Genomic DNA, 11,712 nt, shown 5'->3' with positions numbered 1-11,712 from the left:
AAAGTTATTATTGCGCAAATACTGGATTTTTTTTAACAAGATTTTAATGAGTTTCAAGGGAAAACGACTGGTTGTGACAGGTGGCGGCGCCGCCGGATTTTTTTGTGCAGTCAATGCCGCACGTATGAACCCCGACCTGGAAGTATGGCTGCTGGAAAAAACCGGTAAGCTCCTTTCCAAGGTAAAAGTGAGTGGGGGCGGGCGTTGTAATGTTACCCACCACGCGCCGGATATATCGTATATGACTAAACGTTATCCCCGGGGCGGCAACTTCGTCAAGAAAGCATTCGGACAGTTTTTTGTACCGGACACCATCAACTGGTACGGCGAAAGAGGAGTGAAGCTGAAGGCAGAAGAAGACGGACGCATGTTCCCGGTAACGGATTCCTCCCAAACGATCATTGATTGCCTCCTCCGTGAGGCGGACAAATACCAGATAAATATACGTACCAATGTGGAAGTGCTGGCACTGGAACGCCGCGCCACTGGCGGCTGGAAGCTCGTTTTAAGCCAGGGCGCCGCACTGGAAGCCGATTTTGTGTGCATCGCCACAGGGGGTTACGCACAGGAAGGCAAGTTCAGCTGGCTGAAAGAAATCGGGCATACCATTGTTCCTCCTGCACCTTCCTTATTTACCTTTAATATGCCAGGCAACCCGATCACACAGCTGATGGGTGTAGCCACGGAAGCCAGCGTGAAAATTGCCGGCACCAAACTGCAGCAGCAAGGACCATTGCTGATCACCCACTGGGGCATGAGTGGCCCGGCTATTTTACGGCTATCCGCCTGGGGGGCAAGAGAGCTGCAGGATATGCAGTATACGTGTACGGCTATCGTAAACTGGGTACCCAGCTATAATGAGAATAGTATGAGGGAAGACTGGCAGTCGCTCCGCTTTGAACTAGGCAAGCAAAAAATATACAACAAGAACCCATTCCAGCTGCCGCAACGCCTTTGGAACTTCCTGCTGCAACAGGCGGGCATAGGGGAAGACCTCCGCTGGGCCGATGTGCCGGCCAAAGAGCAAAATAAGCTGCAGAAAATGCTTGTGGCCATGGAGTTTCCTGTGAAAGGCAAAACCACCTTTAAAGAAGAATTTGTGACCTGCGGCGGTGTTACGCTAAGTGAAATTGATCCGGCTACTATGCAGAGCCGTATTGCACCAGGGTTGTATTTTGCAGGAGAAGTGATGGATGTAGATGGTGTAACGGGTGGGTTTAACTTTCAGCATGCGTGGACGAGCGGGTTTATTGCAGCGAAAAGTATTAGTAGTATTTAATGGTGTAGCCTGGGGACGGTGCCAGCGGCACAATCCCCAGGCTGCATTGATTGGAGGCCGCTGTCCTCCTGCTTCTGAAGGGCGGCAATGATGCCTCCTTGATTCACGGTATTTTCCGCCACCACGGCGTGACGGGGTTACAGCTTCATATAATTAATCCCCGGTTCATACTCTTCTTCCAACGCATCCAGCAATTTCTGAAAATCCTCCGGATTACGTACAAAATCCATCTTAGTCATATCCACCATGAGTGTACGCACCGGGTGCTGCTTGATATACTGCATATACATATCATGTACATTCAGCAGGTACTCATCCGGGATAGCCTGTTCATAGGAACGGTTGCGGTGGCGGATGTTTTCCTGGACTTTCGATACCGGCGCGTTGAGGTAAATCAGCAGATCCGGCTGTAACAGCTGCGGATTGATGATGTCAAAAAGTTTCTGGTACAGGGCATATTCTTCTTCCGGCAGATTGATTTTGGCAAAAAGCAGGCTTTTGATAAAGAGATAGTCAGATATAGTGCCGTTGGAAAACATATCTTCCGACTGCAACATATCCTTGAGCTGTTTATATCTCTCCGCCATAAAAAATAATTCCAGCGGAAAGGCGTACTGCTGTGGGCTTTTATAGAAAAGTGGAAGGAAAGGATTGTCTGCAAACTCCTCCAGGATCAGTTTCGATGAAAAATGTTCGGCCAGCATGCCGGCAACGGTGGTTTTGCCGGCTCCTATATTTCCTTCTATCGTGATAAATTTATAGCGCATGTTCTTCTTTTAAAGTTTGTGGACCGGTGAGTCGTCCGGGCAGCTTTCCCATAACTGGTGGACTGTTTGATGCATAACTGGATGCATGTAATTGGGTATGATGTCGTTTAACGGGCCTAGCACAAACCGGCGCAGGTGCATGCGGGGGTGCGGAATTTTCAGATCAGGGAGAGATATAGTCTCCCCGTTAAAAAATATCAAGTCAATGTCTATCACCCGCGAGCCCCATTTCTGCTGGCGCACCCGGCCAATGTTTCTTTCAATCTCCAGTGTGCACAGGAGCAGGCTATGTGCATCCAGCGCTGTGGCTATTTCCAGGCCCTGATTGAGGTAGTCTGGCTGATCTTCCACTCCCCATGGAGCGGTTTGGTACAAGGCAGATTGCTGTATCACCCGACCGGCCCTTTCACCGATCAGCTGCACGGCTGACCGGAGGTTATGCTCCCGGTCTCCTAAATTGCCACCTATAAGTAATATTGCTGTATTCATGTATAAATCCGGCCCCAAAAGTAGCCATATTCCTTATTTTTGAAAAAAATGTATCTTTCCTAATAGTTTCATATTAACTCGACAACATGCGTTTTTTTAAAGTATTCTTTGCAGCCCTGTTGGCATTGATTGTATTCACAGCCATTGGAATGATAACCCTTATGGTGCTGATAGGAAAGGCGATCACCCCTGAAAAAGTCAGCCTCTCTCCCAACAGCGTACTGGTACTCGAAACCAGCCAGAAGTTCATGGAGCAGGAACAATCCAACCCCCTGGGAAATTATTTCGGTGACCTGGATACAGATGTACCGGGCCTCTACGAAGCCATTCGTTTAATTGACCATGCCGCCGATGATGACAACATCAAAGGTATTTACCTGAAAGTAAATGGAAATGGCAATGAAATGGCTACCAATGCAGAACTGCGCAGAGCACTGCAGCAGTTTAAAAAATCCGGCAAATTCGTATATGCGTACGGGGAAGTCATCGACCAGGGATCCTATTTCCTGGCTACCGCAGCGGATAAGGTATACCTGAACCCTCACGGCGGAGTGGACTTCAGAGGTTTTGCCACTGAAATCATGTTCCTCAAAGGGGCACTGGATAAGCTGGAAATTAAACCGGAGATTTTCTACTGCGGAAAATTCAAGAGCGCTACCGAGCCTTTGCGTGAAAATAAAATGACGGACGCCAATCGTGAACAAACCACCCTCTTCCTTGGTCAGCTGTATGGCAACTTCCTCAGCAGCATTGGCGCCAGTCGTAAAATTGACACCGCCACCCTGCACCAGTACGCGAACGATGGGCTGATCCAGGAGCCGGGAGATGCGCTGAAATATAAGCTGGTAGACGGTCTGAAATATGATGACGAAGTTACCGCCGAGCTGAAATCTAAGCTGAACATAAAGTCCGACGAAAAGATCAACTTTGTATCTCTCTCCAAATATGATAATGCTTCTACCCTTGATAATGGTGATGGCGACAGCAAAATTGCCGTGATCTACGCACAGGGTAATATCGTTTCCGGTGATTCTGAAAAAGAAAATACCATTGCCAGCGATATTTACGTACGTGATATCCGCAAGGTGAGAGAAGATAAAAATATTAAGGCAGTAGTATTCCGTGTAAACTCCGGTGGGGGCAGCGCCCTGGCTTCTGAGGTGATCTGGAGAGAACTGAGTCTCACGAAAAAAGTAAAACCGGTGATTGTGTCCATGGGTGACTACGCCGCCAGCGGTGGCTACTATATTTCCTGCATGGCTGATACCATTTTCGCAGAACCTAATACCCTCACGGGTTCTATCGGCGTATTCGGGGTGATGATGAACTTGTCTGACTTCTTCAAAAATAAACTGGGAGTAACCTTCGACGGCGTGAAAACAGCTACTTACGCTGACCTGGGTACCAGCGGCCGCGCCATGACTGAGGCAGAAAAAAAACTGATTCAGAACAGTGTGGACAGTACCTACGCCACTTTCAAATCCAGAGTGGTAGCAGGCCGGAAACTGGACCCGGCGATTGTAGACAGTATCGCACAGGGCCACGTGTGGAGCGGTACACAGGCGCTGAAACTTGGTCTGGTAGACCGCCTGGGTGGTATTGACGCTGCACTGGCATCTGCCGCAAAAATGGCTAAACTGAGCAGTTATAAAATCACGGAATATCCGGATGTGAAACCTTCTGTAGGCAGAATGCTGCGTAATATGGGCAACAAAGTGAGCACCAGCATGGTGAAGAAAGAAATGGGTGAGGCAGAATACCATACCTATCAGGAGCTTAAATCCGTGAAGGAGCTGCATGGTCAGGTACTTACCCGCATGCCTTTCGACTACATTATTCGTTAATAAAGCCCCTGGGGCTTAGGTAATTGGGAGTGGCTGTCAGAAATGATGGCCATTCCCAATTTCTTTTTATGTAGTTTTACGCGGTTTTTTAAAATTGCAGATCAGATGAATGGAGCTAAGTACAGTCAGTGGAGAGCGATGTTGGCCATTACGAAAGGTAGCCTGAGAGCGACTTTCAGAAGTCCTTCTTCCGTAGTTTTCAGCCTTGCGTTCCCTTTGGTATTTATCCTCGTGTTTGGATTTATTGGAAACAGCACCGTATCCGTAAAGGTGGGAGTAGACCGCCATACAGACATCAGTACCAACTATTTCAAGCATTTGGCTGCCAACAAAACGCTGAAACTCATCACAGACGATAGTGAGGCGGAAATGGCCGAGGACCTGAAGAAAGGTAACCTGGTGGCCATACTGAATATAGAGCAGCTGCCTGCCACAGATGGGCAGGAGCATTATAAACTGCATGTAAAAACTTCTACAGCCACCGATCCCAACAAAAAAGGAATTTTAATTGCTGCGCTGCGGGCCGTTACTGGTCAGCTGGACAGCCAGGCATATCCCCGCCCTTCCGTGGCCACCATTATTCCCGAAGAGGTGCCTGGGCGCATTTACAAAACGATCGACTTTATTTTACCGGGTCAGCTGGGCTTTGCTCTCATGAGCGGCGCCGTGTTTACCACCGCCTTCCTGTTTTTCGGATTGCGGCAGACGTTGGTGCTGAAACGCTTTTTTGCTACTCCCATTAAACGCTTTTATATTGTGCTGGCGGAAGCCCTGGGCCGTACGGTATTTCAGGTGATCAGTTCCGTTGTCATCATTGCCCTTGGCCACTTTGCCTTCGGGTTTACGCTGGTGAACGGATTTGTTACTTTTATGGAGATGCTGGTGCTGTCGGCATTCGGATGCCTGATATTCCTGGGCTTCGGTTTTATCGTTAGCGGTATTGCCAAAAACGAAAGTACGATCCCACTGTTTGCCAATATTATTACCCTGCCACAGTTTTTGCTTGCAGGTACTTTTTTTCCGATAGATTCTTTCCCTTCCTGGCTGCAGCCGATTTGTAAACTGATGCCACTCACTTACCTGGCAGACGGCCTCCGTGAGGTGGCATATGAAGGTAAGCACCTGTGGAATATCGGTTATGACCTGGGCATCCTCACCATCTGGGGCATTGTGGTATATATTGTGGCCGTTAAAGTATTCCGGTGGGAGTAAGCGGCGCATTTGTTAGCTTTGCTGAATAAATCCCTGCACATGCAAGCCTTTTTCATCATCCTGGGAGCATTGATTGTATTGGTGCTGGCGTTGTTTGTCATCAGTATGATTTTACCGGCAACCGTAAAGGTGGAGCGTTCTCTACAGATTCCTGCCAGCGCAGCCATTATATTCCCTTATGTCAATACCTTGAAAAACTGGGAGTTATGGTCGCCATGGCACCAAATGGACCCGCAGCTAACCATTACTTATGGCCAAAAAGAAAGCGGGGCAGGGGCAGGTTACAGTTGGGAAAGCCGTAACCGCAACATTGGAAAAGGCAGTGTAGTGATCACCGTTTCCCGGGAAGAGCAATATATTGCCACCGAAACTGATTTTATGACCATGGGAGTAGCCAAAGGCTATTTCCGCTTCGAACCTGTACTGGGTGGTACTGTAGTAACCTGGGGCATGGTGGCCGATATGGGCCAGCACCCTGTCCGCAAGCTCATGGGGCTGATGATGGACAAATGGGTAGGCAAAGATTTCGAGAAAGGCTTACATAACCTCGCAAAGATTAGCAGCAAAAAATAAACTATGAGATTTATTAAATTAGGGATCATCAGTATCATCGTTTTCGGCACATTGATATTCCTTGGCTCTTTATTACTGCCTTCTACCGCCGTGGTAGAACGTACCGGCGTTATTCAGGCGCCTATCGACACCGTGTATGCTCATATTGGTGACCTGAAAGCCTGGAAGGACTGGAATCCATGGTATCAGCCGGACAGCACTGCCACCCTGCAGTTTTCCGGGCAAACCAGCGGCACCGGTGCCTGGTACACCTGGACGGGTACACGCAGCAGTGGTAAAGTGACTATACTCGACAGCGACAACAAAAAAGGCATCCATTACAGCATGGAGGTGAAAAATATGAAGCCGGTAGATGCTGGTATTGAACTTAAGCCTACTGCCGATGGTAAGGCTACCGCTATCTTCTGGCATATGCAAACCAAATTGGGCATGCTACCCTGGTGGAAACTGCGTGGGTTTATGGCTGATAAAATCTTCGGACCGGCTATGGATCAGGGTTTAACCACCCTGAGTGAGATTTGCGAAGGCAGGAGTGGAAACTGATGGAGCTATTTTGCCATTAATCCATATTAACAAATTCTTGCGCTTATTATCTTTAAATTGGATAATCCTTCTAAACTCTAACTAAATAACGCACATCCAACATGAAACAGTTCATCATGGCAACTTTCTTCGTAGCTACCGCAGCTTTGGCTTTCGGTCAGGAAAAAGCAAGAAAGAGCCCAAAAGTAACCACTGAAGCAAACGGCATTAAAGTGGTATATGGTCAGCCTTCCAAAAACGGAAGAGAGATCTTTGGTAAACTGGAGCAATACGGAAAAGTATGGCGTACCGGTGCCAACGAAGCTACTGAGATCACCTTTGCAAAAGATGTAAACTTTGGTGGTAAGCCAGTGAAAGCTGGTACCTACACCCTGTTTTCTATTCCTGATCCTAAAACCTGGACAGTTATCCTGAACAGCAAACTGGGACAGTGGGGCGCTTACGACTACGAAAAGGTGAAAGGCCAGGACGTGGTACAGGTAAAAGTGGATCGCCAGTCATTGTCTACTCCGGTAGAGAAACTGACTTTCACGCTGCCAGGTAATGCAGTGGTGTTTGAATGGGATGATACGAAGATATCAGTTCCAGTGAAGTAGTAAGCAGGTGATAATTTTTTTTCGGGGAGAGATGAAGTGCCGCAGGCACTTTATCTCTCCCCGATTTATTTCCGGGCCACAGGTCCGGAAATAAATCAAATGGATTGAAGTAGGTCGCTAATGCAGTCATATACCTCCTGCAACTGCTCATCTGTAATGCAATACGGCGGCAGCACATACAAGGTATTCCCCAGCGGCCGCAGCATCACCCGGCGCTCCCGGAAGAACCGGTGCAACTGGTCTGCGATATTGTTAGTGTAGCCGTCGGCGTTAGTGGTAATGATATCGAAGGCGAGGATGGTGCCCTGGAGCCGGGGCAACTTAATTTTAGGCAACCCCTTTAGTTGCGTCAGGAATTGCGTATGTGCTTCGTGTATGCGCTGGCGGTTGGCTGCGCAGGCAGGATCAGTAAACAGATCGAGGCTGGCCAGTGCTACAGCGCAGGCGAGCGGGTTGGCAGTGAAGCTGTGGCCATGGAATAATGTCTTCAGCTTATCATTGCTGAGGAAAGCGTCATAGATGTCGCTGGTGCAGGTGGTGATGCCGAGCGCCATACTGCCGCCGGTGAGACCTTTGGAAAGGCACATCATATCAGGCTGGGTACTGCAGTTTTCCATGGCAAAGTTTTTACCTGTTCTGCCGAAGCCGGTCATCACTTCATCGGCGATGAGGAGTACCTGGTGCGATTGCAGCCAGGCTAGCAGCTGGTCCAGCGGTGCGGCCTCGTACATGAGCATGCCACCGGCGCCCTGCACCAATGGCTCAAATATAAAAGCGGCGATGGTGCTGAGGTCCAGCGCATCGATGGTTGCTTTCAGTGCTTCAAGATTGCCGGCAGTGGGGAGGTCGATGAAGTGTACTTCAAAGAGAAGGTCATCGAATACGCGGGTGAATACGCTGCGGCCACTTACGCTCATGGCTCCGAAGGTATCGCCGTGGTAGGCGTTTTTGAAGGCGATGAATTTATGCCGGCGTTGGCCTTTGTTATCCCAGTATTGGAGCGACATTTTCAGCGCTACTTCTACGGCGGTGGATCCGTTGTCGGAATAAAATACTCTTTTTTGCTTGGCTGGCAGCAGGGGAAGCAGGCGTTCTGCCAGCTCTACTGCGGGGGCATGGGTGTAGCCGGAGAAAATGATATGCTGAAGCTGGAAGGCTTGTTTGGAAAGCATTTCCGCGATATGCGGGTGTGCGTGTCCGTGAATATTTACCCACCAGCTGCTGGTAGCATCTATGTAGGAATTATTTTGATCGTCGAATAGGAGGGCACCTTCCCCGCGGGTGATGGCGATGGGCTGTGGTGCTGTTTGCATCTGCGTATATGGATGCCATATTACCTGCTGGTCACGGGCTGCTAAAGTCGGTTGCTGCATCATCAATGAATTAGGTAAGTCGCGAAGGTACAACAACAATGCTATTCATAGTATTTAGCCAGGGCCTTAAACAGGTCGTGGGCTGCGTAAGGTTTTGGCAGCAGGTCGGTGACGTGGAGTATGGCCAGTTTTTCTCTTACGTCCGGCATAATATCGGCGGTCAGCACGATGATAAAGGCGTCGGGCTGGATCATTTTAATATGCGGGATGGCTTCATAGCCGTTCATTTCCGGCATGTGGAGGTCGAGGATGATGCCATCAAAATGCTGTTCCTTTAGGCGTTCCAGGGCTTGTTTGCCATTGGTGGCGGTGGTAATCCGGGCCCCGGATTTTTTGAGTTGCATTTCAATGATACGCACATTGATTACATTATCTTCTACTACCAGCAGGCTCATATTATCGAGGAAGCCGGCGGGATATTGTTTAGGGGTATGTTGTTTTTTGTGCAGCACGGGGATATCGAATCCCAGTGTGAAGTGGAAGGCGGAGCCTTTGCCTGGCGTGCTTTCTACGTGTATATGTCCCCGTTGTATTTCCACGAGTTTTTTGGTGATGGCGAGTCCCAGCCCGGTTCCGCCGTGGCGGCGGGTGGTGGCGGCTTCTGCCTGCACAAAGGTTTCAAATACTTTATCCTGCATGTCCGCAGGGATACCGATGCCGGTATCGCGAATGGTAAAGCCGATATGGGTGCGGTTACCGTGGCAGTCTTCCTGGTGTACCTCGATACATACCGATCCTTTTTGTGTGAATTTGATCGCGTTGTTGATCAGGTTATTGAGGATCTGGCCGAGGCGTACAGGATCGCCCAGGATGTTTTGCGGCAGCTCGTGATCTACGGCGGTATACAGCTTAATGCCTTTGGCTTTGGCCAGTGGCTGGTAGTTGCTGGCGATGCCGTGGATGAGGTCAGGGAGATGAATGGGGATATGTTCCAGTTCAATTTTTCCGGCTTCGATTTTATTGAAGTCGAGTATGTCGTTAATGAGTCCCAGCAGGTGTTTGGAGGAGAACTGGAGGCTTTGGATTACCTCGGTATTTTCCGGGAGGTGGTTATCTTCCAGGATGCCGGCAATCCCGATGATGGCGTTGAGCGGTGTTCTGATTTCATGGCTCATCACGGAGAGGAATTCGCTTCGTGCCTGCGCGGCTTTTTCTGCGCATTCTTTGGCTTTGAGTAATTCCAGTTCTGTTACTTTCTGGTTGGTGATGTCCATGATGATACCCCGGAAGTGGGTGATATGTCCCTTTGTAATAACGGGGATGCCCATTGTTTTTACCCAGGTGGGGGTACCTTTTGCGGAGATGTGCCGTAGTTCGAGGCAGTATGGTTTTTGATTTTCCAGCAGTTGTCGCCGTGCTTCTTCGAATACGGGCCGGTCGTCCGGATGGTAAAAGGCTGCGGAGCTTTGCAGGGTTACGGGATAGTCGGCCGATACTTCCCTGAGTTCAAAGATTTGTTTGGTCCAGAATATTTCTGAGGTGGCGGTGTTGAATTCCCAACCGCCGATCGCCCCCATTTGCTGGCTGATATTGAGCAGGTGGAGATTTCTTTCCAGTTCTGCTTTTGTTTGCCTGAGGGCGATCTCGTCACGCATCCTGGAGGTGATGTTTTTGATCAGGATCAGGATGCGTTTGTTGGGACCGTTGTGGTTTTTCAGGAGCGACATTTTCAATCCGTACCAGTTGTTGATTTCCTGGCGAATGTCGCGGTACTCATATTCCTGTGTTTCTCCGGTACGCAGGAGGATGTCGGTCAGGTTATCGAACACCGGCGCCAGGGGGCCGAGCACTTCTGTCATGCTGCGGCCTACCACCTGTTCTTTAGGCTGGAACAGGAGGTTGTCGTTATTACACCAGACTTTTGTAAATATTTTGTATTCGTTCATTTCCATCACGATATCATCGAGTGTGCCGATGAGTGCGTCGAGGTCGGCGCGTGTTTGCTGATTGGCTTTTTCCGCGCGGTTTCTGTCTCTTTCCTGATTATTGGCAAAGAGGAGCAGGGCGTAGCTCTGTATCAGTGGCTGCAGTGTATCAATGATGGTGGTGCTGTATCCGCCGGGTTTATTGCCCAGGCCGATTACACCTAATATTTTATGGTTGTATACGATGGGGATTCCCAGGTAGGCGGAGAGTGTGACGGAAAGGTCAGGATAACTAACTGAAATCTCATCCGGTTCCGGGCTATTGTTGATGATGGGCGTGGCTTGTTTGATGACTTCTCTGGTGAGTGCATCCATGTTGAGGAACTGCAGCCCTGGCTCCTGGTCTTTGAAATAGCGGCGCTTCATTTCCTGCAGGTAGGCGGCGGGTGCTGCGGCGTGTAATATTAGTTTAGGGAGATATTGATAGCTCGTGGTGATCTCGCCCACGAAACCTGTTTCACTGCCCGTGATGGTCAGCAGGTTTTGCAGGAAGTGTTCCATGGTGAGCTGCAGGTTTTTATGCAAGGCCAGCGTCTGGTGCATCTCTGCGAGGGAGCCCATGATGCCGGATAGTTGCTGCAGCTTGGTTCTTAGTGCTGAAATTTCAGTAATATCTTCCACCGCCGCTTCAGGCAGCAATACAGGTAAAGTTGAGGCCAGCATGAGCGATCAAATTTTAGTTGAGTGTTCTGGTTTCTCAGTTTTCTGTTTGTTCTCGGAAAATCTCAGTTTTACACTATTAGTGGGCAACGGTTACGACGGGAGTAATTTGTGCGTCTCTTAACGGGTTAATCAGGGGAATAAATTTACTTAAAATATTTTCACAGCCAAGTTATTTTTTCGCACATCGGATGTGCAGATGATGTGCATATCGGATTTATTCTCGCAAAGCAGCAAGCAGCTAAGGTTTATAAATGAGGATGTATCAAAAAATAAATAAAGCGCCTGTGAGTTGTTTAAATAACGACATGTCTCCATCAGGTACCCGAATAAAAAGAGGTACTGTTTTGATTTCCAAAAAAAGCAGAACTTTATTTTAAGGAAGACCTGGTTTTTATGGCAAGGTTTATCCTGTGCAGGCAGACTTAGGTCTGCCTGTTTTATTTATAAT

General features: G+C 48.9%; 10 protein-coding genes. 6 read left to right on the top strand and 4 right to left on the bottom strand.

Annotated features, from left to right (window positions below; translation table 11 throughout):
• The first annotated feature begins 46 nt into the window (after window positions 1–46).
• The gene (locus KW844_RS24000; RefSeq protein WP_218379336.1) at window positions 47–1,279 is read left to right on the top strand and encodes an NAD(P)/FAD-dependent oxidoreductase; all 1,233 of its coding nucleotides are present in this window, start codon (window positions 47–49) and stop codon (window positions 1,277–1,279) included.
• Between the two features lie 137 nt (window positions 1,280–1,416).
• On the opposite strand, the gene KW844_RS23995 is transcribed toward KW844_RS24000, so the two are convergent.
• Together KW844_RS23995 and folK are read right to left on the bottom strand one after the other, a co-directional pair.
• Window positions 1,417–2,046 (bottom strand): deoxynucleoside kinase, encoded by a 630-nt coding sequence (locus KW844_RS23995; protein WP_218379335.1) that lies wholly within the window; start codon window positions 2,044–2,046, stop codon window positions 1,417–1,419.
• Window positions 2,047–2,055: 9 nt separating this feature from the next.
• Window positions 2,056–2,535, bottom strand: a complete 480-nt coding sequence (folK, locus tag KW844_RS23990; protein ID WP_218379334.1) for a 2-amino-4-hydroxy-6-hydroxymethyldihydropteridine diphosphokinase — start codon at window positions 2,533–2,535, stop codon at window positions 2,056–2,058.
• Window positions 2,536–2,621: 86 nt separating this feature from the next.
• Here folK and sppA point away from each other — a divergent pair, with 86 nt between their 5' ends.
• The 5 genes from sppA (at window position 2,622) to KW844_RS23965 (ending at window position 7,303) form a co-directional block, all read left to right on the top strand.
• On the top strand, window positions 2,622–4,379 hold the full coding sequence (gene sppA, locus KW844_RS23985) for a signal peptide peptidase SppA (protein ID WP_218379333.1): 1,758 nt from the start codon (window positions 2,622–2,624) through the stop codon (window positions 4,377–4,379).
• 105 nt (window positions 4,380–4,484) lie between these two features.
• Window positions 4,485–5,591 carry an ABC transporter permease gene (locus tag KW844_RS23980; protein WP_218379332.1) on the top strand — a complete coding sequence of 369 codons (1,107 nt, stop codon included), beginning with the start codon at window positions 4,485–4,487 and terminating at the stop codon, window positions 5,589–5,591.
• A 39-nt stretch (window positions 5,592–5,630) separates the two neighbouring features.
• Window positions 5,631–6,164 (top strand): SRPBCC family protein, encoded by a 534-nt coding sequence (locus KW844_RS23975; RefSeq protein WP_218379331.1) that lies wholly within the window; start codon window positions 5,631–5,633, stop codon window positions 6,162–6,164.
• A 3-nt stretch (window positions 6,165–6,167) separates the two neighbouring features.
• Window positions 6,168–6,707 carry an SRPBCC family protein gene (locus KW844_RS23970; RefSeq protein WP_218379330.1) on the top strand — a complete coding sequence of 180 codons (540 nt, stop codon included), beginning with the start codon at window positions 6,168–6,170 and terminating at the stop codon, window positions 6,705–6,707.
• Window positions 6,708–6,808: 101 nt separating this feature from the next.
• Complete coding sequence (locus KW844_RS23965; RefSeq protein ID WP_218379329.1) at window positions 6,809–7,303, top strand: DUF2911 domain-containing protein; 495 nt, start codon at window positions 6,809–6,811, stop codon at window positions 7,301–7,303.
• 95 nt (window positions 7,304–7,398) lie between these two features.
• Here KW844_RS23965 and bioA read toward each other — a convergent pair whose 3' ends face one another.
• Both bioA and KW844_RS23955 read right to left on the bottom strand, forming a co-directional pair.
• Complete coding sequence (gene bioA, locus KW844_RS23960) at window positions 7,399–8,679, bottom strand: adenosylmethionine--8-amino-7-oxononanoate transaminase (RefSeq protein WP_255578608.1); 1,281 nt, start codon at window positions 8,677–8,679, stop codon at window positions 7,399–7,401.
• 38 nt (window positions 8,680–8,717) lie between these two features.
• Entirely contained in the window at window positions 8,718–11,264 is a 2,547-nt protein-coding gene (locus KW844_RS23955; RefSeq protein WP_218379328.1) for an ATP-binding protein, read from the bottom strand.
• Window positions 11,265–11,712 lie beyond the last annotated feature (448 nt).

This window comes from Chitinophaga sp. sic0106 (assembly GCF_019219075.1).
Lineage (GTDB): Bacteria > Bacteroidota > Bacteroidia > Chitinophagales > Chitinophagaceae > Chitinophaga.
Note: the sequence above shows the minus strand (reverse complement) of the source record. Positions and strands in the feature narration are given on the sequence as shown.

Coding starts and splice junctions, on each gene's coding strand:
- KW844_RS24000 (WP_218379336.1), top strand. CDS start 47: ATGAGTTTCAAGGGAAAACGACTGGTTGTGACAGGTGGCGGCGCCGCC.
- KW844_RS23995 (WP_218379335.1), bottom strand. CDS start 2,046: ATGCGCTATAAATTTATCACGATAGAAGGAAATATAGGAGCCGGCAAA.
- folK (WP_218379334.1), bottom strand. CDS start 2,535: ATGAATACAGCAATATTACTTATAGGTGGCAATTTAGGAGACCGGGAG.
- sppA (WP_218379333.1), top strand. CDS start 2,622: ATGCGTTTTTTTAAAGTATTCTTTGCAGCCCTGTTGGCATTGATTGTA.
- KW844_RS23980 (WP_218379332.1), top strand. CDS start 4,485: ATGAATGGAGCTAAGTACAGTCAGTGGAGAGCGATGTTGGCCATTACG.
- KW844_RS23975 (WP_218379331.1), top strand. CDS start 5,631: ATGCAAGCCTTTTTCATCATCCTGGGAGCATTGATTGTATTGGTGCTG.
- KW844_RS23970 (WP_218379330.1), top strand. CDS start 6,168: ATGAGATTTATTAAATTAGGGATCATCAGTATCATCGTTTTCGGCACA.
- KW844_RS23965 (WP_218379329.1), top strand. CDS start 6,809: ATGAAACAGTTCATCATGGCAACTTTCTTCGTAGCTACCGCAGCTTTG.
- bioA (WP_255578608.1), bottom strand. CDS start 8,679: ATGATGCAGCAACCGACTTTAGCAGCCCGTGACCAGCAGGTAATATGG.
- KW844_RS23955 (WP_218379328.1), bottom strand. CDS start 11,264: ATGCTGGCCTCAACTTTACCTGTATTGCTGCCTGAAGCGGCGGTGGAA.